The 26,717-nt window shown below is 64.7% G+C and carries 24 protein-coding genes; 8 read left to right on the top strand and 16 right to left on the bottom strand.

Annotated features, from left to right (window positions below; translation table 11 throughout):
- Positions 1 to 148: 148 nt before the first annotated feature.
- The 3 genes from XI02_RS25810 (at position 149) to XI02_RS25820 (ending at position 3,170) form a co-directional block, all read left to right on the top strand.
- Positions 149 to 1,105: a helix-turn-helix domain-containing protein gene (locus XI02_RS25810; RefSeq protein WP_018272009.1), complete on the top strand. Its 957-nt coding sequence runs from the start codon at positions 149 to 151 to the stop codon at positions 1,103 to 1,105.
- 164 nt (positions 1,106 to 1,269) lie between these two features.
- The gene (locus XI02_RS25815) at positions 1,270 to 1,623 is read left to right on the top strand and encodes a PilZ domain-containing protein (protein ID WP_016848266.1); all 354 of its coding nucleotides are present in this window, start codon (positions 1,270 to 1,272) and stop codon (positions 1,621 to 1,623) included.
- A gap of 125 nt (positions 1,624 to 1,748) precedes the next feature.
- Positions 1,749 to 3,170: an MFS transporter gene (locus tag XI02_RS25820; RefSeq protein WP_018272010.1), complete on the top strand. Its 1,422-nt coding sequence runs from the start codon at positions 1,749 to 1,751 to the stop codon at positions 3,168 to 3,170.
- Positions 3,171 to 3,269: 99 nt separating this feature from the next.
- Here the strand turns inward: XI02_RS25820 and clpA are convergent, their stop codons facing one another.
- Entirely contained in the window at positions 3,270 to 5,675 is a 2,406-nt protein-coding gene (clpA, locus tag XI02_RS25825) for an ATP-dependent Clp protease ATP-binding subunit ClpA (protein WP_026192862.1), read from the bottom strand.
- A 260-nt stretch (positions 5,676 to 5,935) separates the two neighbouring features.
- A complete protein-coding gene (clpS, locus tag XI02_RS25830) occupies positions 5,936 to 6,268 on the bottom strand; it encodes an ATP-dependent Clp protease adapter ClpS (protein ID WP_026192863.1) in 333 nt (110 codons plus the stop codon).
- Positions 6,269 to 6,782: 514 nt separating this feature from the next.
- Between clpS and XI02_RS25835 the strand changes: the two genes are divergently transcribed.
- Positions 6,783 to 8,663, top strand: a complete 1,881-nt coding sequence (locus tag XI02_RS25835; protein WP_018272012.1) for a pilus assembly protein — start codon at positions 6,783 to 6,785, stop codon at positions 8,661 to 8,663.
- Between the two features lie 72 nt (positions 8,664 to 8,735).
- On the opposite strand, the gene XI02_RS25840 is transcribed toward XI02_RS25835, so the two are convergent.
- The gene (locus tag XI02_RS25840; RefSeq protein ID WP_016844841.1) at positions 8,736 to 9,074 is read right to left on the bottom strand and encodes a phasin family protein; all 339 of its coding nucleotides are present in this window, start codon (positions 9,072 to 9,074) and stop codon (positions 8,736 to 8,738) included.
- Between the two features lie 423 nt (positions 9,075 to 9,497).
- Here XI02_RS25840 and XI02_RS25845 point away from each other — a divergent pair, with 423 nt between their 5' ends.
- Positions 9,498 to 11,291: a D-alanyl-D-alanine carboxypeptidase gene (locus XI02_RS25845; RefSeq protein WP_026192864.1), complete on the top strand. Its 1,794-nt coding sequence runs from the start codon at positions 9,498 to 9,500 to the stop codon at positions 11,289 to 11,291.
- Positions 11,292 to 11,529: 238 nt separating this feature from the next.
- On the opposite strand, the gene XI02_RS25850 is transcribed toward XI02_RS25845, so the two are convergent.
- From XI02_RS25850 to XI02_RS25870, 5 genes are all read right to left on the bottom strand, one after another.
- Positions 11,530 to 12,249, bottom strand: coding sequence for a DnaJ domain-containing protein (locus tag XI02_RS25850; protein ID WP_194483230.1), 720 nt, complete (start codon positions 12,247 to 12,249; stop codon positions 11,530 to 11,532).
- A 295-nt stretch (positions 12,250 to 12,544) separates the two neighbouring features.
- A complete protein-coding gene (locus tag XI02_RS25855; RefSeq protein ID WP_018272014.1) occupies positions 12,545 to 13,831 on the bottom strand; it encodes a TAXI family TRAP transporter solute-binding subunit in 1,287 nt (428 codons plus the stop codon).
- Between the two features lie 299 nt (positions 13,832 to 14,130).
- The gene (locus XI02_RS25860) at positions 14,131 to 14,871 is read right to left on the bottom strand and encodes a hypothetical protein (protein ID WP_016842847.1); all 741 of its coding nucleotides are present in this window, start codon (positions 14,869 to 14,871) and stop codon (positions 14,131 to 14,133) included.
- An 89-nt stretch (positions 14,872 to 14,960) separates the two neighbouring features.
- Complete coding sequence (locus tag XI02_RS25865; protein ID WP_050999547.1) at positions 14,961 to 15,902, bottom strand: alpha/beta hydrolase; 942 nt, start codon at positions 15,900 to 15,902, stop codon at positions 14,961 to 14,963.
- Between the two features lie 388 nt (positions 15,903 to 16,290).
- Positions 16,291 to 17,214 carry a division plane positioning ATPase MipZ gene (locus XI02_RS25870; RefSeq protein WP_018272016.1) on the bottom strand — a complete coding sequence of 308 codons (924 nt, stop codon included), beginning with the start codon at positions 17,212 to 17,214 and terminating at the stop codon, positions 16,291 to 16,293.
- Positions 17,215 to 17,507: 293 nt separating this feature from the next.
- Here XI02_RS25870 and panC point away from each other — a divergent pair, with 293 nt between their 5' ends.
- Positions 17,508 to 18,359 carry a pantoate--beta-alanine ligase gene (gene panC / locus XI02_RS25875; protein WP_018272017.1) on the top strand — a complete coding sequence of 284 codons (852 nt, stop codon included), beginning with the start codon at positions 17,508 to 17,510 and terminating at the stop codon, positions 18,357 to 18,359.
- Positions 18,360 to 18,480: 121 nt separating this feature from the next.
- Positions 18,481 to 19,227, top strand: a complete 747-nt coding sequence (locus XI02_RS25880) for a hypothetical protein (RefSeq protein WP_018272018.1) — start codon at positions 18,481 to 18,483, stop codon at positions 19,225 to 19,227.
- A 21-nt stretch (positions 19,228 to 19,248) separates the two neighbouring features.
- On the opposite strand, the gene XI02_RS25885 is transcribed toward XI02_RS25880, so the two are convergent.
- From XI02_RS25885 to XI02_RS25905, 5 genes are all read right to left on the bottom strand, one after another.
- Positions 19,249 to 19,689: a DUF1489 family protein gene (locus tag XI02_RS25885; protein ID WP_018272019.1), complete on the bottom strand. Its 441-nt coding sequence runs from the start codon at positions 19,687 to 19,689 to the stop codon at positions 19,249 to 19,251.
- 139 nt (positions 19,690 to 19,828) lie between these two features.
- On the bottom strand, positions 19,829 to 20,779 hold the full coding sequence (locus XI02_RS25890; RefSeq protein ID WP_018272020.1) for a hypothetical protein: 951 nt from the start codon (positions 20,777 to 20,779) through the stop codon (positions 19,829 to 19,831).
- A gap of 153 nt (positions 20,780 to 20,932) precedes the next feature.
- Entirely contained in the window at positions 20,933 to 21,136 is a 204-nt protein-coding gene (locus tag XI02_RS25895) for a hypothetical protein (RefSeq protein WP_018272021.1), read from the bottom strand.
- 218 nt (positions 21,137 to 21,354) lie between these two features.
- A complete protein-coding gene (locus XI02_RS25900; RefSeq protein WP_018272022.1) occupies positions 21,355 to 21,723 on the bottom strand; it encodes a YidB family protein in 369 nt (122 codons plus the stop codon).
- Between the two features lie 105 nt (positions 21,724 to 21,828).
- Positions 21,829 to 22,482: a glutathione S-transferase family protein gene (locus tag XI02_RS25905; RefSeq protein ID WP_018272023.1), complete on the bottom strand. Its 654-nt coding sequence runs from the start codon at positions 22,480 to 22,482 to the stop codon at positions 21,829 to 21,831.
- 120 nt (positions 22,483 to 22,602) lie between these two features.
- Between XI02_RS25905 and XI02_RS25910 the strand changes: the two genes are divergently transcribed.
- Entirely contained in the window at positions 22,603 to 23,280 is a 678-nt protein-coding gene (locus XI02_RS25910; protein ID WP_018272024.1) for a DUF599 domain-containing protein, read from the top strand.
- A gap of 12 nt (positions 23,281 to 23,292) precedes the next feature.
- Here the strand turns inward: XI02_RS25910 and XI02_RS25915 are convergent, their stop codons facing one another.
- The 3 genes from XI02_RS25915 to XI02_RS25925 all read right to left on the bottom strand — a co-directional run bounded on the left by XI02_RS25915 (position 23,293) and on the right by XI02_RS25925 (position 26,572).
- A complete protein-coding gene (locus XI02_RS25915; protein ID WP_018272025.1) occupies positions 23,293 to 24,195 on the bottom strand; it encodes a hypothetical protein in 903 nt (300 codons plus the stop codon).
- Positions 24,196 to 24,382: 187 nt separating this feature from the next.
- On the bottom strand, positions 24,383 to 25,168 hold the full coding sequence (locus tag XI02_RS25920) for an aldo/keto reductase (protein WP_018272026.1): 786 nt from the start codon (positions 25,166 to 25,168) through the stop codon (positions 24,383 to 24,385).
- 72 nt (positions 25,169 to 25,240) lie between these two features.
- Entirely contained in the window at positions 25,241 to 26,572 is a 1,332-nt protein-coding gene (locus XI02_RS25925; RefSeq protein WP_018272027.1) for a cytochrome-c peroxidase, read from the bottom strand.
- Positions 26,573 to 26,717 lie beyond the last annotated feature (145 nt).

Raw genomic sequence — 26,717 nt, forward strand, 5'->3', positions numbered from 1 at the left:
TCTGACATCATGCTGCCCCGTGACCGGGCACGCCGTTCGACCAGGACGGAAGGAAAATTCGACTACGGAGGAGATTCCCCGGCCGTCCCCGGTATGAAGCTTGCTTTGTTCGCGTGGCCAGCGTTTGCACTCGTGAAGGGAGGAAATCATGCCGGCCCTGTTCACCACTGAAGACGCGCCCACCCATCGGCGCCTTGCGCTCTGGCAGGACATCGTCTGCGACGTGTTCGTGCAGCTCGACTGCAAGTCCGATCTCGGCACCGCCTTCCACGGCGCCATCACCAGCGCGCAGCTCGGCGCGGTGAAATGCTCCGTTGTCTCGTCGAGCCGGCAGCGCGTGCTGCGCACGCCGTCGCGGATCGCACGCGCCAGCGAGGATTTTGTGCTGTTCGCGCTCGGCCGGAGCGGCGCGGGCGGCGTGGTGCAGGACGGCCGCGAGACCGTGATCCAGCCCGGCGAGTTCGCATTCTACGACACCACCCGGCCCTATGAATTGCGGTTCAACGCCGAGTTCACGCAGACCATCTTCCAGGTGCCGCGCGCCATGCTGCACCGGCGCTTCGCCGGCACCCAGGGCCTCACCGCGACCACGTTCACATCGGATCGCCCGGTGCAGCGGCTCGCCTGGCAGTTCATCTCGGGACTCTCCGAGATCGCCGACAAGCTCGATCCTGACAACGCGATCCGCCTCGCCGACCAGGCTGCCGACCTGCTCGCGATGGCGATGAGCGAGCGGCTCGGCGGCGCCGCGCTGCCCGCCTCGACCCACCGCTCCGCGCTGCTCTACCGCCTGAAGGCGCATGTGCTCGCGCATCTGCCGAACCCCGAGCTCGGCCTCACCGAGACCGCCGCCGCGCTCGGCATCTCGCCGCGCTACGTCAACAGCCTGCTGGCCGACGAGGACACCTCGTTCCAGCGCTTCGTGCTGGCGCAGCGGCTGGAGCGCTGCAAGCGCGACCTCGCCTCGCCGGCGCACGCGCATCGCCACATCGGCGAGATCGCATTCGCCTGGGGCTTTAACGATCTCTCGCATTTCGGGCGCGTGTTCCGCGACCATTACGGCCTGTCGCCGCGCGACTGGCGGCAAAGCCGGCTGCCGAACTAAAGCGTTTTCGAGCGAAACCGAGGGCCTCTTGCGGCGCAAAATAGCCGGGAATCCACGCCCTCACGGATGCAAATATTTACACTAACTGCAACGGGTTCCCCTGGCGCCCTTCTTTTCGCTGAGGCGGACCGGTACAGTCGTGCCGTTCATTTGGAGGATTTCCCATGCAGGACCGGCGCCAGAGCGTACGCGACAAGGTGTTTTTTGGTGCGGTTGCGGAGATCAATGAACGCGGCTCGACGATGGATTGCGTCGTGCGCAATATCAGCGAAGGCGGTGCCTGCGTTGAATTTGGCGATGCTGTGCATCTGCCCGAAGAGTTGAATCTCAGCGTCGCACGCAAGGGCCGCTCGTTCCTGGCCCGCCTGATCTGGCGCCAGGCCAACAAGGTCGGCCTCGCCTTCCGGATCATGACCTCGGACACGCCGGTCAGCGATCTCGACGAGCGGGTCCGCCGCAGCGAGATCAAGAAGCGGCAGCTGCAGCGGCGCATCAATGAGTTGCTCGGCCAGGGCTGAGCCAGCTCGGCTGGGAGCCATCGTTTCCGTCGCGGCCGGCATCCGGCATTCGGGGTTGCAAAGGCCGGGCTAATCCAGCATGCGGTAATCCCCGCAACGCCGGAACCCAAGAGCCACTCCACGACATGTCGTCCGCGATGACAGAGCATCCCGACGGGCTGCCGCAACCGCAGCGCAATTGGGCCATTCTCACGATCGCGCTCGGCCTCGTGATGGCCGTCGTCGACGGCTCGATCGCCAACGTTGCGCTGCCGACCATTGCCCGGGATCTGAACGCCAGCCCCGCGTTCTCAATCTGGATCGTCAACGGCTATCAATTGGCGATCACGATCTCGCTGCTACCGCTGGCCTCGCTCGGCGAAATCATCGGCTATCGCCGCGTCTATCTGGCGGGGCTGTTGCTGTTCACGCTGGCCTCGCTGTTCTGCGCGCTGTCGCACACGCTGCCGCTGCTGACGGTCGCCCGCATCCTGCAGGGGTTTGGCGCTGCCGGAATCCTCAGCGTCAACACCGCGCTGGTTCGCTTCATCTATCCGCATTCGCAGCTCGGCCGCGGCATCGGCGTCAACGCGCTGGTGGTCGCGATCTCGGCCGCGGTCGGCCCGACCATCGCCTCGTTCATCCTGGCGGTCGGGACCTGGCCGTATCTGTTCGCCATCAATGTCCCGCTCGGCATCGTCACGCTGGCGCTGGGCTGGCGCTTCCTGCCGCACACCAGGCCGGCGGTTCACGCGTTCGACTGGCAGAGCGCAGCGATGAGCGCCATCGCGTTCGGGTTCGGCATCAGCGCGATCGACAGCGCCGGCCACGGCGGGGCGCTGTATCTCTGCGCATTGGAGTTCGCCGTCGCCGCAGTCGCCTCGCATTTGCTGTACCGGCGGCAGCAGCATCTGCCCTCGCCGCTGCTGCCCGTCGACCTGCTGCGGATTCCGATCTTCGCGCTCTCGATCGGCACCTCGATCGCCTCGTTCTGCGGCCAGATGCTGGCCTTTGTCGCGATGCCGTTCTATCTCGAGAACCATTTCGGATATTCCGCGGTTCAGATCGGCCTGTTGATCACGCCGTGGCCGATCGCGGTCGCGTTCGCCGCCCCGCTCGCGGGCTGGCTGGTGGAACGCTATCCGGCCGGCCTGCTCGGCGGCATCGGCCTGCTGCTGTTCGCGACGGGATTGGGCACGCTGGCCTTGATGCCGGCCAACGCGACGCCAATCGACGTGATCTGGCGCATGGCACTCGCCGGCGCCGGCTTCGGCCTGTTCCAGACCCCGAACAACCGCACCATGATCGCCGCCGCCCCGCGCGAGCGCTCGGGCGGCGCCAGCGGCATGCTAGGGACCGCGCGCCTGCTCGGACAGACCATCGGCGCCGCTTTGGTGGCGCTGCTGCTGGCGCGCTATCCGGCTGACGGCACCCGGATCTCGCTGATGGTCGGCGTCGGTTTTGCCCTCGTGGGCGCCGTGCTCAGCACGCTGCGGCTGTCCTCCGCCGGCAGCCGCGGCGCCGATCAGGTCCGGGTCCATGAGGGCCAGCGTTTGAAGGGCGAGTGACGCCGCGTACAATGCGGATCGCATCGGAGCCCTCCACCGCCGCAAACAAAAAGGCCGGCTGTTCAGCCGGCCTTTCCATTTCGTTGCTCGGCTCGCGCCTCAGACCTTGACCATCGGCCCCTTTGAGGCCGGCCCCTTGGTGCCGCCTCCGCCACCGTTGGGACCACCCTTCGGCGGCTTGCGCTTGCGCGGCGGCAGGTTCTCGGGCTTCGGCGTGACCGGGCCCTCGACATATTCGAAGCCGATCTTGTCCTTGGCGGCCGCCTCGTCCTTGACCAGGATGACGCGGACGTGTCCGCCGCCCTTGAGCTGGCCGAACAGCACCTCATCCGCGAGCGGCTTCTTGATGTGCTCCTGGATGATGCGCGCCATCGGACGTGCGCCCATCTGCTCGTCATAGCCGTGCTCGATCAGCCAGGCCTTTGCAGGCTCGGACAGCTCGATCGTGACGTCGCGGTCGGCGAGTTGCGCCTCGAGTTGCAGCACGAACTTCTCGACCACCATGCCGATCACCTCGGCATTGAGGTGCGCGAAGGAGACGATCGCATCCAGCCGGTTACGGAACTCCGGCGCGAACTGGCGATTGATCGCCTCGTGATCGTCGCCTTCCCGCTTCGAGCGGGTGAAGCCGAAGGCCTGCCGCGCAAGATCGGCCGCGCCGGCATTCGTGGTCATGATCAGGATCACGTTGCGGAAGTTGACCTGCTTGCCGTTGTGGTCGGTGAGCCGGCCATGATCCATGATCTGCAGCAGCACGTTGTAGAGGTCCGGGTGCGCCTTCTCGATCTCGTCGAGCAGCACCACGCAATGCGGATGCTGATCCACGCCATCGGTGAGCAGGCCGCCCTGGTCGAAGCCGACATAGCCGGGAGGCGCGCCGATCAGGCGCGACACGGTGTGCCGCTCCATGTATTCGGACATGTCGAAGCGCAGCAGCTCGACGCCGAGCGACGCCGCGAGTTGCTTGGCCACCTCGGTCTTGCCGACGCCGGTCGGACCCGAGAACAAATAGCTGCCGATCGGCTTCTCCGGCTCGCGCAGGCCGGCGCGCGCCAGCTTGATCGACGCTGCCAGCGACTCGATTGCCTTGTCCTGGCCGAATACCGTGCGCTTCAGGGTCTGCTCGAGATGCTTCAGCACCTCGGCATCGTCCTTCGACACGCTCTTCGGCGGGATCCGCGCCATGGTCGCGATCGTGGTCTCGATCTCCTTGATGCCGATCGTCTTCTTGCGCTTGCTCTCGGCGACCAGCATCTGCGCCGCGCCGGACTCGTCGATCACGTCGATCGCCTTGTCGGGCAGCTTGCGGTCGTGGATGTAGCGCGACGACAGCTGCACCGCCGCCTCGATCGCCTCATTGGTGTATTTCAGCCGATGGTAATCCTCGAAATAGGGCTTCAGGCCCTTGAGGATCGCGATCGCGTCTTCCACCGTCGGCTCGTTGACGTCGATCTTCTGGAAGCGCCGCACCAGCGCGCGGTCCTTCTCGAAGTGCTGACGGTATTCCTTGTAGGTGGTCGAGCCCATGCAGCGGATCGTGCCCGAAGCCAGCGCGGGCTTCAGCAGATTGGACGCATCCATCGCGCCGCCGGAGGTGGCGCCGGCGCCGATCACGGTGTGGATCTCGTCGATGAACAGGATGGCGTTCGGATGCGCCTCCAGCTCCTTCAGGACCTGCTTGAGCCGCTCCTCGAAATCACCGCGATAGCGGGTGCCCGCAAGCAGCGTGCCCATGTCGAGCGAGAACACGGTCGCGGCCGCCAGCACTTCCGGCACGTCGCTGTCGACGATGCGCTTGGCGAGGCCTTCGGCAATCGCGGTCTTGCCGACGCCAGCTTCGCCGACGAACAGCGGGTTGTTCTTCTGGCGGCGGCACAGCACCTGGATCGCACGATTGATCTCGGCATTGCGGCCGATCACCGGATCGATCTTGCCGTCGCGCGCCTTCTTGTTGAGGTTGACGCAATAGGTCTCGAGCGCTTCGCCCTTCTTCTTGGCGTCCTCGTTGCCCTTGGTCTCGGTTTCCTCGTCGACGCCGCGCACCGGCCGCGCCTCGGACACGCCGGGCCGCTTGGCGATGCCGTGGCTGATGTAGTTGACGGCGTCGTAGCGCGTCATGTCCTGCTCCTGCAGGAAGTACGCGGCATGGCTCTCGCGCTCGGCGAAGATCGCGATCAGGACGTTGGCGCCGGTCACTTCCTCGCGACCGGACGACTGGACGTGAATCACCGCGCGCTGGATCACGCGCTGGAACCCGGCGGTCGGCTTCGCGTCATCGGCGCCGTCAGTCACCAGGTTTTCGAATTCGGTCTCGAGATAATTAACGAGGCTGGTCCTGAGCTTGTCGAGATCGACGCTGCAGGCCCGCATCACAGCCGCCGCATCCGAGTCATCGATCAGCGACAGCAGCAGATGTTCGAGCGTCGCGTATTGATGGTGACGCTCGTTTGCGATCGCCAATGCACGGTGCAGCGATTGTTCAAGGCTTTGGGAAAAAGTTGGCATTCGCGTCCTCTATGGCCCCCTGCCATCATGATCGCCATTACCGGGTCAGGCAATAACAACCTTCGTGATCGCCTTTGATATAGTTACGACGGATCGTGGCGAAAGACCGGTCCCGCGATGATGGTTTTCTTCTAAATTCGGGGCATCGGGGCGTCGCGCGGCGGCGCCCCGTGATCGTACGGGAACGCCGTTCACCACCATCAAAAACCGCGATGCAAGACCCGTTCCGCGCCTCGCGGCGGGTCAGTCGTTCCAGCGAGCTATTTCTTTTCCATCACGCATTGCAGTGGATGCTGATGCTTGCGCGCGAAGTCCATGACTTGCGTCACTTTGGTCTCGGCGATCTCGTAGGTAAAAACGCCGCACTCGCCGATCCCGTGGTGGTGAACGTGCAGCATAATCTTGGTCGCCGCCTCGGCGTCCTTGTTGAAGAATCGTTCCAGCACGTGAACGACGAACTCCATCGGCGTGTAGTCGTCGTTCAGGATCAGGACGCGGTACAGGTTCGGGCGCTTGGTCTTCGGCTTGACCTTGGTGATGACCGAGGTCGACGGGCCGCTGCCCGTCCCGTTGCGGTTGTCATCATTGCTCATTTTCGGCGCCGGCGCGGCGGCCACCGCCGGCATCGACGAAACCGGCTCGGAAATCGGGACTGTCAACGTGGATCGCAACATGGCTCAGGCGTTCGAATTCCCCAAGGGAAGCCGGATGGCGGAAAACCGGATGGCAGTTGGACGGCGGTCGCGATTGCCGCAAGACTGATCGCGGAACCCCCAGCAATGCTTTCCAGCTTGCCGCTCCCGGTCCGATCCGGCGGCCGGATCGACTTCCCGAATATGGGCCTCGCGAGGCCCTGCCGCAAGCGCGGACCCGGCGCGGCCCACCGGTCCGATTCCCGGCGCGGCAACCCTCGGAAGGTTAATCATTTCTGCCTGATTTGACAAAGGAGTCGGGCCGCCAATTTAGACGTCATTGAGGATAGCCAGCGCTTTTGCCCGGCTTTTGAGCCTCCCCCACGCCACCCTGCCGGGTTTCCCGCGCCCGATTCACCATCTGTTTAGCGGCGCCGGTCGAGATGCCACCGCAATTCATTTCGACGAGAGTGCCATGCTTGGTTCAGCCATTTCCGATCGCGTCTGCGCGGTTGCTCGCCGGTTTTCCAGGGCAAATAACGGCAATGTCGCGGTGATCTTCACCTTCGCAATGCTGCCGCTCCTCGCTTTCGTGGGAGCTGCGATCGACTATACCCGCGCCAACAACGCCCGCTCCGCGATGCAGGCGGCGCTCGATTCGACCGCGCTGATGCTGTCCAAGGATCTGACCATGGGCAACATCACGGCTGCGGAGATCCCGAGCAAGGCGCAGACCTACTTCACCGCGCTTTACACCAACAAGGACGGCCAGGGCATTTCCGTCACGGCCAACTACACCACCCCGACCTCGAGCGCGGCGGCCAACATCCTGCTGGGCGGATCCGGCTACATCAAATCCGATTTCATGCAGCTGGCCGGTTTTCCGACGCTGGGTTTCAAGAGCTCGACGACCACCACCTGGGGCAACGTCAAGATGCGCGTCGCCCTCGCCCTCGACAACACGGGATCGATGGCGCAGGACGGCAAGATCACCGCGCTGCGCAACGCCGTGGCCGGAACCGGCGGACTGATCGACCAGCTCAGCGCGCTGAGCAAGAACAATGGTGACGTCTATATCTCCGTCATTCCGTTCGCCAAGGTCGTCAATGTCGGCACCAGCAATGTCGGCCAGAGCTGGATCGACTGGACCGACTGGCTCAATCCTCCGACCACGCAGCCCGCCAACGGCACCATGCAGGCGAGCCTGCCGATGAACTGGCACGCGGTCGGACCCGGTGCGCGATGCCCCTGGACCAACAGCAATGGCGGCTTCACCTGCACGAAGAACCCGACCAGCACGTCCAACACGAACTACATCCCCTCGAGCGGGAGTTATTCCGGCTACATTTGCCCCAGCGTCGATGCGAACTCGCACACGCGCTACAATGGCTGCTGGGTGAGCACCGCGGCCGGCACCGGCGTGTTCTGCAGCGGCTCAAACTCGTGTGCATGTCCGACGGACTCCACGGGCAACGCGGTGTCCGGCTGCAGCTGTAAGACGACCAGCGGCGTCTATCAGTGCACCGGCAAGCTGTATACCCACGACTGGACGCAGCCGGGCCCCAACGACACGGTCGACAATACGAGCCAGCCCCGGGTCAGCGCCGTTGTCGGGTGGACCAACAACCAGTGGACCTCGACCAGTCAGACCCCGACGGTGAAGAACGACTGGCGGCAAGCCTCTACCAATCCGATCGGCAACTGGACGGGCTGCATCACGGACCGCACCCAGCCGAACGATGCGACCGGCGTCCTGCCGGCGTCGTCCGACGTCACCACGCTGTTCCCGGCCAACGAGTACTATGAGAACAGCACATTCTATTGCAGCAGCAGCGCCTCGACGTCGCTCGAGCCCATCATTCCGCTGAGCTACAACTGGAGCGCGCTCAAGACGGCGGTCAACGCGATGCAGCCGACCGGCGGTACCAACCAGGCCGTCGGGCTCGCTTGGGCGTGGCAATCCCTGCTGGTGGGCGGTCCGCTGAACACGCCGTCGGAGGACACCAACACGACCTACAATCGGGTCATCATCCTCTTGTCCGACGGTCTGAATACCGAGGACCGCTGGCCCGAATACGGCGACGGCAGCTCGCAGGCCTCAGGCAATCCGATCGACGCAAGGCAGGCATTGATGTGCCAAAATCTGCAGAACGCGAAGGATTCCAACGGAGCGCCGTTGTACACGATCTACACGATCCAGGTGAACACGAGTTCGCCCGCCGATCCGACCTCGACCGTCCTGAAGAACTGCGCCAGCACGCCCGACAAATTCTTCATGCTGACCAGCTCGACCCAGATCCTGACGACGTTCAACACGATCGGAACCGCCCTGAGCAAGCTGCGGCTGGCGAAATAGCCGCCCGCTTCAGGCACAACAAAAAAGCCCGGCCAAACGGCCGGGCTTTTCGCTTGTCTTGGCCGGCAACGCTTACTGAGCGGCGGGCGCGAACTTGGAGACCAGGCCCTCATAGGGCTTGAAGGTCTGCTTGGCGCAGTCGCTGTACAGGCCGGCGATCTTCTGCGATTCCGCGACGAAGGTCTCGTAGGACGAGCGCAGGTACTCGGTCTGCGCCTCGAGCGCCTTGTCCAGCGACTTCACGCCCGACAGCTTCTCGACGAACGACTTGGTGTCCTCAAAGGACTTCTTGGCATAGTCGCCATAGGCGGTGGCGATGGCCTGAACGCCGCTCTGCAGGTTGTTGGCCGACGCGGTGACCGACTCGAAATGCTCTTTGCCGTAGTTCTGAATGTCTTCGATCTTGACCATGGATGGAATTCCTTTTCCCAGACTTGAAGGCGCAAATTCCCATTGCCGGGAAGCTCCCGGCCCCTTGACGCCGCTAGCAATATCGCATCGCACAATATAGTCAACGAATATTGTGCATCGCACAATCACACAACCCCGAATCTCCGGCATTTGCGATAAACCCCGGGGGACTACGCAACGGTTGCTTAATCTTTTGGAAACTCGGTCCGCCTAACCTGATTCCCGGACTTTGTTCGCCTTCCGACAGACAGCCTCGAAAGCTGTTTGTGAACAACACCTTAGCTAGAAGAGCGACCTGAGCCGCCACCTCGGCCGATGGTTCTGCCCGAAGTGGATTGTTGCGCAGGCAAGGATCGATGGCCGCCGGGCACAATTTCGCCTCACGAGCCAGTGATCTAGATAGAAATTGGGACGGGGAAGTAGATGCTTCGAACAACCTTGGCCTCCTCGCGGGCGCTGCGAGTTGGCGTTCTTGGGCTCGTTACCGTCACGACGGCGATCCTGATCACGAGTGATAGCGCCGAGGCGCGCCGTCACCGGCGCCACTACGCCCGTCACCACCACAGCCAGGAAGCGCGCGAGAGCTACAGCCCGCAATTCGCGTCGATCATCGTCGACGGCAACACCGGGTCGGTGCTGACCGCCACCAGTCCCGACGGCCTGCGCCACCCCGCCTCGCTGACCAAGATCATGACGCTCTATCTGCTGTTCGAGCGCCTCGATTCCGGAAAGATGAAGCTCGACACCGAAATGCCGGTGTCCGAGCATGCCTCCGAGCAGGACCCGACCAAGCTCGGCCTGCGGCCCGGCTCGACCATCAAGGTCGAAGACGCCATCAAGGGCCTGGTCACCCGCTCGGCCAATGACGCCGCGGTCGTGATCGCCGAGGCGATCGGCGGCAGCGAAGACGATTTCGCCCGCATGATGACCCGCAAGGCCCGTGCGCTCGGCATGAGCCGGACCGTCTATCGCAACGCCTCCGGCCTGCCCAATGATGAGCAGGTGACGACGGCGCGCGATCAATCGACCCTCGGCCGCGCGATCCAGGACCGCTTCCCGCGCTATTACCGCTACTTCTCGACCTCGGTGTTTAACTTCCGCGGCCAATCGATCCGCAACCACAACCATCTGCTCGGCAACGTCGAGGGCGTTGACGGTATCAAGACCGGCTATACCCGCGCCTCCGGCTTCAACCTCGTGACCTCGATGCGTCGCGGCAATCGCTTCCTGGTCGGCGTGGTGCTCGGCGGCCGCAGCGGCGGCTCGCGTGACGCCATCATGCGCAACCTGCTCGCCGAGAACGTCGGGAAGGCCGCGACCACCCGCACCGCCGCCGCGATCACCGAACGCAATCCGGCCGACGCCAATGTCGAGGTCGCCGACGCGGATAATGCGCGCGCGCCGGACACTTCGCCGGTCGCGGCGTCGGAGCCCGCCGCTGCAGCTGCCGCGATCCAGGCGCCGCGCCCGGCCAGCAAGCCCTCCCTGATGGCGGCCGCGGCCGCCGCGCTGCCGCCGCTCCCGGCCAAGCCGGAGCCGCAGGCCAAGCCCGAGCCGGCGCCGCTGACCTCAGGCGTGATCCAGACCCAGCCGATCGCCGCGATCCCCGGCTCGGCTGAACCGATGAAACCGGTCAAGGTGAAGACGGTGCAGGTCAAGGCCGGCCAGATCAAGCTCGCCGCCGCCGGCCCGGCGCAGTCCGCGCCCCCGATCACCAACACGATCCCCGCGCGCGGCGAAGTCCCCGAGACCTCCAATGCGATGATGGCGCGGGCCGCCGAAACCTCGAGGCCCGAAATGCCGCCGCAGCCGGCCAATTTCGGCACCGGCAACGGCATCCTCGGCGTGCTGCCGGCCTCGGCCGTCCATGCACCCGCTGCCCCGGCATCGCAGGCCGTGGCGTCGATCGAACCCGCCACCCGCAGCGTGCAGGCCGCTCCGCCGACCAGTTCAGCAAGGCCGAGCGCCGCCCACACCGGCTGGATCATCCAGGTTGGCGCGCTGGAGTCCGAGGGCGAGGCCAACAAGCGCATCGACCTCGCGCGCAGTTCGGCCCGCGGCCTGCTCAGCAAGGCGGATCCGTTCACCGAGGTGGTCGCCAAGGACAATCGCAAGCTCTATCGCGCCCGCTTTGCCGGCCTCGAGCGCGATCAGGCCGAGGCGGCTTGCAAGACGCTGAAGCGCGCCGAGATCTCCTGCATCACCGTTCGCAACTGATCGTCGGCATCAGCTGATTTCGAACGGCCGGCGCCGCAAGCGCCGGCCGTTTTGTTTTTGCCCTCGCGAAACGGCCGGCCGGCCGCGCGCGGCACGAACATGAAACTTCTCGTCAAGATTTTACGGTTAAGTTTTCCCGAAAGAGCGATCGGCCACGCCGGACAGCGGCGGGCCAGACGGGGCATCAATCAGAAACGGAAGGCAGCTCTCGGCTGTGGCGTTGGTAGCGTAGCCGGAGTTAGAGATGCGTGCGAAGCAGAGTGTCCTTGGCCTCGTTCACACGGGCCGCGAGGTACGTCGAGCCCCCCTGGTCGGGATGGAGTTTCTTCATCAGGGTACGGTGAGCCCGGCTGATGTCGTCGCGCGACGCTCCCGGCTGCAGGCCAAGGATCTGATAGGCCTCCTCGTTCGTCATTTTGCCGCCCGACGCCGCACGGCCCTGCCCCCGTGCCCGGTCGCCCTGTGCGTCCTGACGCCAGGCGGGAAAGCGGCGGTCCAGATAGCTTTCAAGTAGCGCGACGCTCTCGGCGTCGAAGCTCGGAACCATCGCCAATAGCTGCGACAGGTCGAACTCATCGAGCATGCGGCCGGCCTGCGGTCCGACCACGATCTGGCCCCTGAGCACGCCGCTGCCGTGATCGAGGGTCATATCGAGATATTGCGAGCGCACCCGCGAGCTTTGTCCCTGGCTGCGCGAACCGCCGAACATGCCGCCGAGATTGGGAAATCCGGTGCTTCCGAACGGCGACCAGCCGAGCAGTCCGGCGCCGAAGATGCCGAGCGGAATTGCCACTGCCAGTTCGCCCCGCACGCCGGTAAAGGCCGCGACCGCCAGTGCGAGCACCCCGCCGCCGATCTTGATCGCGCGCGCAAGCACGGCAGGATTGGCCGCACGAAACATCTGCAGCGCGGAATAAAGGACGACAACGGCGACGACGCCAGCGATCAGGGTTGGCATGTCTGGAATATAGGCGGCCCGGCGGCAAAAAGCATGCGGAGCTTCGTCTCACCGGAGTGTGAAGCGCAGCCGCGTGGCGCCGACGTCGGCGACTGGCTGCGCCATGGACCCATAAAATGGTCGATTGTGCCGCGCACACCCGATGTCCGCTTGAACCAACGGTTTCCAACGGATGCTGGGGGCCGCCGAATTCGACGCCTGTTCAACGCAAGGTCCGCCGAGGTCTGGAAATTCGGGCTTGCGCCTGAGTCCGCCGCGCACAAGCTTCATGATGCCGTTCTGTCGTGTGTCCCGGTCAAGCCATTGCGGCCAGACGGGTGCGCACGAGATCGATGTGGCTCCGCAGGGTATAGAGGCTGCTCGCATAGACATTCGGCAATTGCATCTGGTTCGCGCGCTGATCCATGAGATCCAGCTTCGCGTTCAATGCGCTGACGTCGATCTTCCTGCCCCCGGCATTCATCTCGCTCTCGATCGACCTGATCTCGTCGTACAGCCGCCTGATCCTGAGCTGCATCATCCAGTCGTAGGTCTGCGGCAGGAACTTGAACACCGGGAACAGCAAGGCGGCCAGCGGGAGCAGCACGACGACCACCTTCTCCACCAGCGTCGCTCCCCAGAATGGGAGATAACCTTGCAGGAACGGCCGCCCGGTCTTGTAATAGCGTTGCGCTTCCTGGCTGAGCGGAATGCCGATCGACTCGGCTGCGGGAAATTCTCCTGCTTTCTGAAAAATGCCGGGCTGCGAATGAATTTCCGCGGCGGCATTGAGCAGAACGTATTGCAGCGCCGAATGCAGGTCAGCCCTCACGACGAGACTGGCCTTCGGCGCCAACAGCACGACATCCGCGGGCGGGCGGTTCGCCAGCAGATCGATCACCCCGGCAGGCAGGACCAGTTTGTGCAGAAAGGGATAGATCGCGACGAAGGCATCCGCACGCTGGGCGCTGGAAAGCTCGATGCCTTTGGCATTGAGGATGGATTGCACGACGGGAGACTCCCAGGCAGTCACGATAAACGCCGCATCGATATCGCCAGCCACCAGTTTCTCCGCCGCAGCTTGCGGTGCATATCCCGAAATTTCTCCGACGATAGAGTCGATCCTGGTCCTTTGCATTATTTGCAGCGCCAAGGCGCGCCCGCCGCTTCCTTCGGCACCGATCGAAAGTCGTCGGCCGCGCAACGCCTGTACGCCTTCTCCAATCTCGCTTCGGCGGAACAGCCATAACGGCTCGTAGAAGATCGTGCCGAGCGACTCCAGTTCCGGGGCTTCCTTGCCGGTCGTCGTGCCGCCTTGGATGAACCCAACGCTGACCCGCGACCGCGGGTCGCGCAGATACTTCAGATTTTCGAGGCTGCCGGAGGTCGGCTGGAGCTGCAGCCTGACGCCTTCTTTCGCCAGGATTTCGCGATAGCGGATACCCAGTTCGTAGTTGGCGCTGCCCTCGGCGCCGGTCGCCATCACGAGTTCGCGCGGCGGCAACGTCGCCATAATGAACGCGCCCGCGCCCAGAAATATCGCTAGCGCCCCGGCAATCGAGAGGTAGCGCCAAAATCCGTAGGCATAATCTCCGGCAATCATCGCGCGTCGACCTCGTTGCTCAATGCAAGCCGCGAACGCATGACAGTCAGCCCCCTCGGGGATCAGCCTGCCGAAGTCTGAAGTCGATATCCTCGTAAAATCCCAGTGTTTGCGGCCGGCACTGAGACATCCTGTGCTCCTCCATTTGTTGCATGGTTCAATGCCCATGCCGCGACGCCTTGATCCACGTCAAACACTAGGTTGGGCCCGACGCGTTGACGGAGCCCGCCAAGACGGCCTCGGTCACGAACGATAAGAAATCAAGCCGGGCAAAAGGGCGGAGACTGCGCGGCGCCGCGCTATTTCATCTGGCCGATCAGCTTCGCCGCACCGCTCGTGGTCTTGGCCAGCTGCAGCAACGCCTCGCGGCCTCCGGCGGCGTAGGCCGCGGCGGCCCGCAGCAGCTCGCGGAGCTGCGCGGCCGCGCCGGGATCGAACCTGCACCATGCGCCGCCGGTCAGTCGCGCGATCTCGCGGAACGTCTGCTCGGCGGCCATGTCCCGGCCCTCCTGAAACATGAAGACCGGCACCTTGAGCAGGCCGAGCTCGCCGGCCTTGGCGCAGAGATCGTCGGCGCTCTCCTCCATCGCGTCGCCGACGAACACCAGCGCGCGCACCCCTGCCTCGACCGCCTCGCGGCGCGTCTCGGACAGCACCTTGCCGATCTGGGTATTGCCGCCCTGGCAATCGATCTTGCTCATCAGCCGAGCGAGCTGCGCGCTGTCGGAGATCCAGCCCGACGCGCGGCACTCATTGAAGCCGCGATAATAGACGAGGCGGATATCGAGACTGCCGAGCGAGCCGGCCTCGCGGAACATGTCCGCCTGCAGCGTGCACGCCATATCCCATGTCGGCTGCCGGCTCATCGTGGCGTCGAGCGCGAACACCAGCCTGCCGCGGGCACCCGCGCGATGCGGCGACATCGCCCGCGCCTTGGCGACGAATGCCGCGATGTCGTTCGCGCTGGATGTCGGCACGCCAGGCGCATGAGCCGGGCGTACATCGTTTCCGGATGTCGGTTTGATCGTCTTGCCGGCCATCAGCGCTTGCCTCGTACAGCAAACACTATGTGGGCCGCGGCAGCGGATTGGTCAACGTGACGGGCCAGCCTGGATCCCGGGCCGCCCGGTCAATTCGTGACTGATGGATCCTTCTTCGTCTCGGTCTTGGTCAGCGAGAGCGACTTCTTGAGCTTGTCGGTCAAGGTCTGAGGTTTCTCGACCGGCACGTAGAGCGAGACGGGACCCGGCTCCAGAATCTTCGGCGGCGCATTCCTGGTGTCGACCGGCGCGACAGCGCTGTCGGTGTCGGCCAGGAATTTATCGAGCATGGCCTGGATCGAGTCCTTGGCCTTCTCGGGCCCGGTGTCCCGCATGTCGTTGTGCTGGAAGTTGGTGTTCACGACGGTGATGCCGGCCTTCTCGCATTCGTCGGCATCGGGAACGACACCCGGATCCGGCTTGAACTGCGAATCGTGAGACCGGAATGAAAGAATCTTGAACTTGCCGTCGGTCATGAACGGCACGCGCAGATTGTCCAGCGTCACCACCTTCTTGATCTCGTCCGGATACTGCTTGGCGAAATACATCGCGATGTCGCCGCCATTGGAATGGCCGACCATCGTCAGCTTGCTGTAGTCCGCGTTCGGCTGGCGCTTCTTCATCTCCTCGATCGCGAACTTGATGTTGGTGATGCCGCGCTGGTACTGCGGCAGGCGGCCGACATAGAGCTCGCCGACCTTGGTCACCATCGGTCCATCCGACGGCAGGTCGTTCTGAATGCTGATGGTCAGATAGCCGCGCGCCGCGAACACGTTCGCGAGGAAGGAATATTCGGTGAATTTGACGGTATTGCCATGATTGAGGATCGCAACCGGCAGCGTGATCATGCCAGCGTCGGCCTGCATCTCCTTGTCGAAGCGCACGGCAACGTCGACCGCGACCGGCCGCTCATCGCGCGTCGGGTCCTTGAACATGAGAGTTTCGTGACGGATCGCCCACTTGCTCGCGGTGAAATAGGCCGCCGTGATCACCACGGAGAGAGAAAGCAGAACGAGAATTCCACGCTTCATGACGTCCTCGAGGTGCCCGCCTTTTCAGGGCTATTCTTGGCCGGAGACTCTTCGGCCTCCTTTTGAGAATATATGTCACGGCGCTGTGACAGGAAGTCTAAAAGTTGGGATTTCGCAGCACGTTCATTGTGCGGTGCACACAACCTTTGTGCATTCGCTTCTAGCGCCATGGCTCTGCGGCACGATAATACCTCAAGACCAGCCGACGGGAGCGAGAACGCGGCTGACTTGGGAAAACCGGATCTGGCCAGCTTTGTTCCGGCATATTGGCGACGGAGTGGCCGAAAACCCCGCAAGACTACCGTGCTTCTGCAACCTCCAAAAGTGACGATCGTCACCTGCTGCGCGCCAGGCGCCCTGGAACCTGCCCGAGGGAGTACCTGACGGCCTAGCTGCCGATGATGTCGTCGACTTCCAGCGGCTTGTCGACCTGGCTGAACCATTCGGCCCGGTTGGCGGCCCGGCGGCGGCCGCGCTCGTCCAGCGGCAGCTTGAGCTCGCGCAGCAGGCTCATCACCTCCTCGCGGGCGGTGACGTGGCCGAGGCTCGGGCGGGTGCCGAGCGTCGCCTCGTCGATGTCGTCGAGCGCCGTCAGCCCGCGTGGGAAGAATTCGCGATAGACCACCCGCTCGGCAAAGCCGTCGACCGAACGGAACCCGAGCTGCAGCGACAGCTGCTTCAAGCCGTCAGCGACCAGCTGCTTGTTGCGCGAGCCGAGCATCGACAGGCGGTTGCGCACCACGATCCAGTCGGTCGAGGCGCCGTCGAGCTGGCGGCGCTTGCGCCTGGTGTCGCGCACCATCTCCGCATAATGGCTCTCGCCGGTCACCGCGTAGGTCGCGGGATCGACGGTACCGAGCACGTCGAAATCGAGGAAGCTGTCGTTGATCGGCGTCACCAAAGTGTCGGCCATCGAATGCGCGAGCCGCATCAGGTAGCTGTCCGCGCCCGGGGTGTCGATGACGATGAAATCATAGGCGCGTTCCACCGCGCTCACCGCGGCCATGAACTGCTGGAATTCCGCGTTCTCGTTCTCCTCGATCTGCATCGTCTCGCCGTACTTGATGCAGTGGTGTGCGGGGAGCTCGAGGTCGAGCCCGGTGCGTCGCGCCCAGGCCTGGCGATTGCTGATGTAGCGGGTGAAGCTCTGCTGGCGGCAGTCGAGATCGATGCTGGCGACGCGCTGCCCGGCCTTCAGCAGCGCGACGGCGATATGCAGGGCGGTGGTCGACTTTCCCGATCCACCCTTCTCGTTGCCCAGCACAATGACATGTGCGGAGCCGGATTGACCCTGACGAGCCTGCACCAACATGATTCAAATCCCGTCAATGATCTTCAAAGCGAGCGCCGCTGCGGTCAAGTGAAATGCATCGCCGCGACAGGAAATCAATTGCGGCCGTGCTTGATGACGAACCGATCAAGCAAGACTGCTGCGTCGATCGGCGGCACGGCAGCTGTGATCCATGCGCGTCCGAGATCGGGTAAGGCTTGTCGCGGCGGTTTGCCGATAGCGGTTCGGACTTGGTAAGCTGCGTGACTTGCCGAACGCCAACCCGTCCCACCCAGATTCGTCCCCACCCGGATTGCCCCACGAGCCGAGACCAGATGCCGAGAAATCCCACCGTCGTCCGTACCGTCCCCGCCCTTCGTCGCGCCGTCGACGCCCTGCGCGCCAAGAAGGCGACCGTCGCGCTGGTCCCAACCATGGGAGCGCTCCATGACGGCCATGTGTCGCTGGTGCGCCTCGCCAAGCGCCGCGCCAAGCGGGTCGTCGTCTCGATCTTCGTCAACCCGACCCAGTTCGCGCCGACCGAAGATTTCGGCTCCTATCCGCGCACCTGGAAGGAAGACGTCGCCAAGCTCGCCGCCGAGGGCGTCGACCTGATCTGGCATCCCGAGGTGAAGGCGATGTACCCGGACGGCTTCGCCACCAGGATCGTGCCGGAGGGGCCGGCCACTGCCGGGCTCGAGGATCGCTTCCGACCGCATTTCTTCGGCGGCGTCGCCACCGTGGTCGGCAAGCTGTTCACCCAGGTCCGGCCCGACCTCGCGATCTTCGGCGAGAAGGACTTTCAGCAGCTCCGGGTCGTCACCCAGATGGCCGCGGACCTCGACCTCGGCGTCAGGGTGATCGGATCCAAAACGGTGCGCGAGCGCGACGGTCTCGCGATGTCGTCGCGCAACGTCTACCTCTCCCCGGAGGAACGGCGCGCAGCCCCTGAGCTTCATCGGGTGATGAAGGAGACGGCCGGCCGCCTGCGCGCCGGCGAGGATACCGCGACCGCAATGGCCGACGGCGCCGCGGCGATCACCAGGGCCGGCTTCGTGCTCGATTATCTCGAAGTGCGCCACGCCGCCTCCCTGGCGCCGATCGGCTCGCTGAAGGACGGCCCGATGCGGATGCTGGTGGCGGCAAAGCTCGGCAGCACGCGCCTGATCGACAACATCCCGGTCTGAAGCAGGATCCGGAAAGTGTGATGCGGTTCATGCGCAAACGAGGTTCGAGCCTGTAATGAGGGCTCGGCCTCATCTGCGCGGCCCGACGCGTGGATGATCGCGCCTTTCAGAGGCGATCGGAATGAGCGGTTATTTCAGGCAAGGCATTGCTTTCGGCATCGCGCTCGCGGCCGCAGGCCTGGCGCAGGCGCAGACCCGGCCGCCGGTCGGCGGGGTCAATTCGGCGCCCGGCGCGATGATCTTCTATGTCGCGCACGGTGCACCCGATGCCTGCGGGCCCGGCTGCTCGGACTGGATCGCCGCCGAGGGCGCCGTGCAGTGGGATACCTACAAGCGCCTGCTGGCGATCCTCGACCGGCAGAACGGCCGCAAGCTGCCGGTGGTGATCAACGTCAAACCGGGGTCCGACCTCACCGTCGCTGCCAGCCTCGGCCGCATCCTGCGCGGTCGCGGCATCGACGCGGCGGTGGCGGCGACCGAGGTCGAGGCCTGCACCGGAAAATCCGAAGAGGAATGCTTTGCGCTGAAGCGGCCCGGCGGCCCGCTGGATGCGAAGGAAAAGCTCTCCGGTGTACCCTGCGAGCTTGCATGTGTATTGATGCTTGCGGGCGGGGTGCATCGCAGCCTGCCGCCCGGCAACCGCGTCATCCTGACCGCAAGGATGCAGATCTACGACCGGCTCGCATCCAACGTCTCTGCCGAGCACCGCGACAGCCTCACGACAATCTTCACCGATCAGTTCCGGAGATATCTCAGCGAGATGGGGATCGACCATGAACTGTTCGACGTCACGGCCGACAAGGCGGGTGGCCGTTATGTCGAGGTCCCGGCCTCAGAATGGGCCCGGCTGCATCTCGTGACCCAGTGATCCCGGATCCCGCTCGATTGCTCAGAGCAAGCCGAGGTCGCGCAACTCGCGACGCATCGGCTCGGGCATCGATGCCACGCTGGCCGCGCTCGACTTGGTGAGATCGGCCGGCGCGGAGTCCGCGGTCAGGTAGCGCCAGCCCTGGAACGGCCGCATCGGCCGCGGCGAGACCGCGATCACCTTGGGCTGCATCACCAGCCGGCAGCGGCCGATGCCGTCCTTGTCGCGGAACGGCTCGATGGCGATGATCTTCTCGCGCGCGGCGATCTCGCCGCGGATCACCCAATAGAGCGAACCGCCGGCAAGGACCTCCTCCTCGCGCTTCGGCGTCATCCGCGTGATGTGGACGTGACGGAGCGGCAGGCCCTTTTTCTTCGCGGTCGCCATCCGTTCGGCAACCCAGCCCTTGAGTTCCTTGACGGAGTCACAACCGACGGCGAGCTTGATGAGATGAAGCGGCATGTGCCGGATGTAGCGGCCGGCGCGCGCTTTGGAAAGGGAGCGCTCTCCGCGGCGGTGGATATCGGGACTAGAAGCACATTTCGAGCGAAGCGAAGCCGGAACAGTGCAATGACGGCGGCTCAAGCCGCCGCCATCACGCTCATTGCTCGTTCGCAGCCGCCGGTGCGCTGGCGGCGGCAGGAGGCGGCGCCGACGCGGCCGGGGCCGGCGCGATCTGGACCGGGCGCTTCGCCGCCGGCGGCCGCTTCGGGGCTGCGGCGGGCGGCGCGGCGGCAGCGCGCGCGGCCGGCGCTGGTGCGGCGGCGGCCGGCTTTGCCGGCTCGGGCGTCATGATGCTGACGGGCGGCGTGTTCGCCGAGCTCGGAAACTCCGCATTGGTCGGCTTGCCGGTGGGCAATGACTGCGGCAGCGCTGCGACCAGGCCAGAGGCGGCCGACGCCTGGGCGCCGGCCGGCGCGTTCCACGACCCCGCGTAGCGCGTGATCAGGTTCTCGTAGGTCCGCTCGTTCATGTTGGCGATGATCTGATGGTTGTCGCCGAACGAGCGGAACGCGGGGCACGCGGTCGGCGTGCAGTGGTCGCGCGCCATCAGCGCATAGGCGACCAGGCCGTAGCGGTCATGCTCGATGGCACGGCGCAGCGCCTGCAACTCGGTGGTCGAATTGCGCTCGGCGGTCGCGAGGTCGCCGAGCGCAGTCAGGCGCGAGACCTGCGCCGCCGCGTAGCTGACCGCCGCTGCCGCCGTATCCGATGAACCGAACAGCACCTTCTCGCAGGCGTTGAGAACGGCGTCTCCGGCGAGATCGTCGACGCAGGCCAGCGCCGGCACCGTCTGGCTGGCCAGTTGCGCCGTCCGTGCCTCGGCCGGCGCCCCCTGCCCGCCCGGGCCGAAGCCACGGATCGTCGCGGCGACCGCAACCGCGATCGACAGCAGCGTGATCACGGTCAGCGCGCCGTTGGCGACGGATTTTTCCGCACGCAGCAGCGTGACCAGAACGACGATCCCAAAGAACCCCGCGGCGGCCAGCGTCAGCCACATCGGGAAGGTCGGTGAGCGCCAGATCTGATCCAGCGAGGAAGCCCAGTTCATGCGCGATGTCCCTCAACGCAGCGTAAGCACAATCGGCGACGGCGAACGCCGCCACCCCGACGTCCAACCTTCAGCACAATGGGTCTGCGAACAGGGCCTTTTGACGGCGGCGGTGCGGAACCCGCCCCAGCCGCCGGCTTGCGCACAACTCCTTCAGGACAGCGCGAGCTGACTCTCCTTGGCCACCCGTTCGAAAGCTTCAGTCGAGCTCTTGATGCGATATTGGCAGTCGTCACCGTCGGTCGGCAGCAGCCGGATCACTTGATAGGTGCCGCTCGCGGCGGGGCGCGCCACGTTGCTGGCCGTGAAATAGACGGTCTCGCCAATCGAGTACTTATGCTTCAACGCCCTCTCCATTTTCTTAGAGATTGCTGGCTGAGCTGACAGTCCCGATAGCTCAGGCCGGCATTTTGAGAACCCTGCGGCAAGCTAGCACATCGCACCTCCCCAAATCCAGCAAGATTGGGGCATAGCGAAGGTGCGATTTTTGCAGGTTTTTCAGAGCGATAGGCAGCAATTTGCGTGCCAGCCGGAAATTGCCCGCCGAGCCCGGCTGGAACCCTGATTCCAGCCGCTCAGGCGGTGTGCGGCAGCTTGCCGTCCGGGCTCGCGCCATCGACCGCAGCCGGAAGTTGCTGGGCAAGCACCTTGGACAGCTGGTCCACCGGAATGTTGAATTTGGCGGCGAGCTGCTTGACCGTATCGCTGCCGAGCACCTGCTGGAGCTGCTCAGCCGTGATCGGCAGGTTCTGACCGGTACCGATCCAGGATTTGACCTGCTCGCCGAGCCCGGCCTGCTCGAGCTTGGCGACAATCGCGGACAAGCCGCCCTGCCCGCCATTGCCCAGAACTTCGCCGAGCACGACCGGGATCACCGCCGCGCCAAGCTGGCCAAGCATGCCTTTCAGCTCCGGCGAATTCTCCAGGGAATCGAGAATGCCCATGGTCTAAGTCCTTTCACGACTTGCGAAACCAGCCTTGCCGGATTCGACGCCCTTGGCCTCGCGGCGTCAAGCCGCGATCTTCGCGACCGCTGTCACAATTCGGAATCAGACGTGCTCGAATCGATCGATCCGCAGCGTCTCGGCAATGCCGTCGCGGGTCCATTCGGCAAACGCCGGGAGCGCCATCATGGCATCGACATAGTGCTGCGCCTCGGCCTTCACCGGGATCGCGTAGGTGCGGAAGCGATGCACCACGGGCGCATACATCGCGTCCGCCGCGGAGAATGCGCCGAACAGGAACGGACCCTGCTTGCCGTAGCGCAGATGGCACTCGGCCCAGATCTCCTGGATCCGCGCCACATTGGCGCGCGCATCGTCCGACAGCGCAACGGCACGGATCGGCCGGTGCAGGTTCATGCCGCATTCGTTGCGCAACGGCATGAAGCCGGAATGCATCTCCGCCGAGATCGCGCGGGCATGCGCGCGCGCGGCGCGATCCGCAGGCCACAGCTTCGCCTCGGGAAATCTCTCGGCGAGATATTCGATGATTGCCAGCGAGTCCCACACCGTGACGTCGCCATCGATCAGCGTCGGCACCTTGCCGGCCTTACTGAAAGCGAGAATGCGGTCCTTGTCGGCTTGGTCCGTGTAGAGCGGAATGAAAACCTCTTCGAACGGGATGTTGTTGGCGCGGAGCGCCAGCCAAGGCCGCATCGACCATGACGAATAGTTCTTGTTGCCGATGACGAGCTTGAGCATGTCCGGGGAATCCTGTTGCCACGGTAGTTTGCCATAGTGCATTGCACGCGTTCAACCTGTACATGACGCGGATGCGGCCCGGCGCGGACAGTCGGCCGCGCGCTCACGAAGGAAGGCAACATGACCGGCTATTGGACCGACATCCTGGCCGTCGGCTTCTTTGCGCTGGAATGGCTGGTCTACGCCATCACGCTGGAGCACACCGCGTATGGGCGCGACAGCCTGTCGGCGCGGATGCACGTCTATCGCGAGATCTGGGTGCGGAATCTGCTCAACCGCGATGCACGGATGGTCGACATGCAGATCATGGCCAGCTTGCAGAACGGCACCGCGTTCTTTGCCTCCACCAGCCTGATCGCGATCGGCGGCGCGCTGGCGCTGTTGCGCGCCACCAATGACGCGCTCGCCGTGCTCGGCGCGCTGCCGGTCAACCTCACGCCCTCGCCCGCTTTGTGGGAGGTCAAGTGCATCGGGCTGATCCTGATCTTCATCTACACCTTCTTCAAATTCGCCTGGGCCTATCGCCTGTTCAACTATGTGGCGATCCTGTTCGGCGCGATGCCGCCGGCCGACCAGCGCGATACGCCGGAGGCAGAGGCCCATGTGATCCGCACCACGCGGCTGTTCGAGACGGCGGGCCGGCACTTCAACCGCGGCCAGCGCGCGTTCTTCTTCGCACTCGGCTATCTCGGCTGGTTCGTCAGCCCCTGGGTGCTGTTCGTCACGACAGCCGCGGTCGTGATCGTGATCTGGCGCCGACAGTTCGCCTCGAATGCCTGGCAGGCGATGGGAAGCTGACGCGACCCTTGTCTACGACGCAAAATCGCGCGGGCTGAAATCGAGATCGAGCACCTTCCATTCGCCGTAGCGATCCCGCGGCAGCATCGCATAGGGCTGGCAGGCCTGCAGCGCATCGGTCGCGCTCTTCAGCAACAGCGGCCCCTTTTCCGAGGCGGTGGCCTCGATCAGCAAGGGCTGCGCCGCAAGCTTGCCGTCGGGCTTCATGAACACCCTGAGCTTGATCTTCACGTCGTCGCCTGTACTCAGCGTCGGCGGGAGTTTCAGGCAGGTCTTCAGGTGACGGCGGAATTCGGCGACCACGCGCGAGCCGACGTCGGCCTGCTCGGTGGCGGCTGCGTCGAAATTGTCCTTGCCGGGGCCGGGGCCGGACGGCGCGCTGGCGGGCGGCTTCACGGAGATGTCGGGCGGCAGGCCGAGCATGACATTGTATTTGACCGAAAGATCAGGCTCGGGCTGCGCATAGGCAGGCGACGACGCTGCCGCCTGTTGCTGCGCCGTTGGCTGGGGCATCGGTGGCGTTTGCGGTGCCGGCGGCGCGGGCGGCGGCTCGGCCGCGGCACGTTGCGGCGCCGGGTTGGGCTTGGGCGGCGTCGGCTGCTTCTGCGGCGGCTGCTGTGGCGCGTTCTGCTGTGGCGCGGCCGCCTGCGCCGATGGTTCGGGCTTGGCTGAATCCACCGGCTTGTCGAGCGACGGCAACTGCAACTCGGGCGTCGGCGACGGGCTCGGTGCCGGTTCGGGCTTGGTCTCGACCTCGGATCTGGCGACCTCCTGCGGCGTCACGATCTCGACCGGCACCGTGTCAGCGGAGACGGGATCGAACTGATGGACCTCCGAATAAAGGAAAATCAGCCCGAGCAGCATCAGGTGCACGAACACCGACGCCATCAGATCCGCGTTTGGCCGAAACTTCATCCCACTCGATCACGTCAGTGATGTCTCTCCCCGCCGATGACAATACCGGCCGGAACCCGCCTGCCTCAATCCCCATTCGGTCCAAAGCTGCAATCGGCCAGCGGGGCATTAGCATGATCGGGATCAGGACCCAGCCATTTTTCCGAGACTTGATGCTCAGGCAAAGACCCCATGCGTCGCGGGGCCGTCACCGCGCACCGGCGCTCCCGATCGCCGAGATTTCGCGCATGTCGTCCACCGATAACTCGAAATCGAAGATGTCGATGTTCTCCTGCAGACGTTCGAGCTTCGAGGTGCGCGGGATCGCGGAGACATTCTGCTGCACCAGCCAGCGCAGGCAGACCTGGGCGGCGGTCTTGCGGTAGCGGTCGCCGATCCGCGCCAGCGCGCGGTCGCCCTTGACCCGTCCCTTCGCGATCGGACTGTAGGCAACGAATGCCATGCCGTGGCGTCGACAGGCCTCGATCACATCGGCCTGGTCGAGATAAGGATGGTACTCGACCTGGTCGCAGGCGAGCGGCTCGGGACACGTCGCCACCGCCTCCTCGATCAGCGCCGCGTTGAAATTGGAGACGCCGATATGCCGCGCCAGGCCCGCCTGCCTGACCCGCGCCAGCGCGCCGAGCGTCTCGGCAAGCGGCACCTGCGCATTGGGCCAGTGCAGCAGCAACAGATCGACCTCGGTGAGGCGCAGCCGTGCCAGGCTCTCCTTCGCCGACCGCTCGAGATCCTTCGCCATGAAATGCGTGGTCCAGATCTTGGTGGTGACGAACACGTCGTCGCGCTTGATGCCGGAGGCACGCAGCCCCTCGCCGACTTCGCGCTCGTTGTCATAGATCTCCGCGGTGTCGATGTGGCGATAGCCGAGCCGCAACGCCTGCTCGACGATGCGGGCGCAGGTCCGCCCGCGCAACTCCCATGTGCCGAGCCCGATTGCCGGGATCCTGGCACCGTTGCCTTCGACGACATTCATGCGCTCATTATGCGCGCATGACGAAGCCCTGCCAACTCACGGTTCGGTTCCGCGATGGAACGCCGCGACGTCTTACCGCTCCGGCTGGTAGCCGTCGGTCAGCGTCTTCAGGAAGGCGATAATGTCGGCCTCGTCCTGTGCCGTCATCGCGGGCGTGTCGCCGAGATGGCGCTCGAACGGCGGATCGCTGACGTCGACATTGCCGTGATACTTTTCCGGCAGGTCATCGTACTTGCGCACCGTGCCGTCGGCGCCGCGCGGAAAGACCTTCTCCGGATTGGTATCGCGGAAGTTATAGAAGTCGAGCACCTGCTCGAGGCTGGTGAAGACGCCGTTGTGGAAGAACACGCGACGCGTTGCCGTGTTGCGCAAGGTCGGCGTCAGAAACATCCCGCAATATTGCGTCTGCTCGGCAATGTCGGTGCGGTACGGACCGCAAACCCCGAGATCGAAATGGTCGGGATCGCGGTTGCCGGCGAGCGCGGCGTTGCCCGGCGCGCCGAGCGCCTCATATTGATGATCGGTGAACAGCGGCGGTAGACCATCCCGGGTCGGCTGCGACGTATGGCAGCCGCCGCAATTGGCCTTCTCCGGATCATTGAACAATTGCAGGCCGCGTAACTCGCTCTCGTTCAATCGCGCCTTGCCCTCCAGCCAGTAGTCGAACTTGCTGGTGTAGGGATGGAAGCTCGGCTCCTCCACCTGATAACGCGCGACGGCAAACATCGCCTCCGCGACCAACAGCCGCGTATTGTCGAAGACACCAGCGCCGAACAGCTCGGCGAAGCGCGGCGCGTAGCTCGCCCGGCGCAGCTTCTGCGCCACGATCTCGATGCTGCCGCCGTCCATCTCGTTGGGATCGAGCAGCGGGAAGATCGCCTGGTCCTGCAGCGTATCGGCGCGGCCGTCCCAGAACAGTCCGCCCTGCGGCACGATGTTGACCGCCGAGGTGGCAGTCCCGGTCGCCACTTTCCTGGCGCGCGCGGCCTGCTGGCCGAGCGCGGCCAGTTGCGCGAAGTCGACGACATTGTCGTCCTCGTCCTTTTCCGGCCCGATGCTGAAATTCGGCTGCCGCTCGAGATAGGTCAGGCCCGGCACGGCGCGTGTCCCTTGCCGGGATTGCGCGGGCCCGCCAAGCATCACCGGTCCATCATTGGGTGGCCCGTAGGCGTGGTCCGGACTGTGACAGGACGCGCATGACAATGCGCCCGAAGAGGACAGCGACGCGTCGAAGAAGATCTTCTGGCCGAGCCGCGCCATGGCGGACAGCGGGGCGACCGGCGGACGCCTGAGCTGCACCGGGTTCGGATTGGTCCCCGGAAGTCCCTGCGTCTCGACGGCCGCAACAGTGCCGGCCATGCACAGCAGGCCGGCGCCGAGAAGCCACAAGGTGCGGCCGTTCATGTCATATCCAGTGTCGTTAAGCGTTTTCGAGCGAAGTGGATTCCGGTTCGCGTGAAGAAAACGCGTCAAGACGGGAAGTAGAGTGTCGGCGGCGGACTGGCTTCACCTCTCCCGCTTGCGGGGGAGGTCGCATCGCATCCACGAT

This window comes from Bradyrhizobium sp. CCBAU 21365 (assembly GCF_015291305.1).
GTDB classification, from domain to species: Bacteria; Pseudomonadota; Alphaproteobacteria; order Rhizobiales; family Xanthobacteraceae; genus Bradyrhizobium; species Bradyrhizobium elkanii.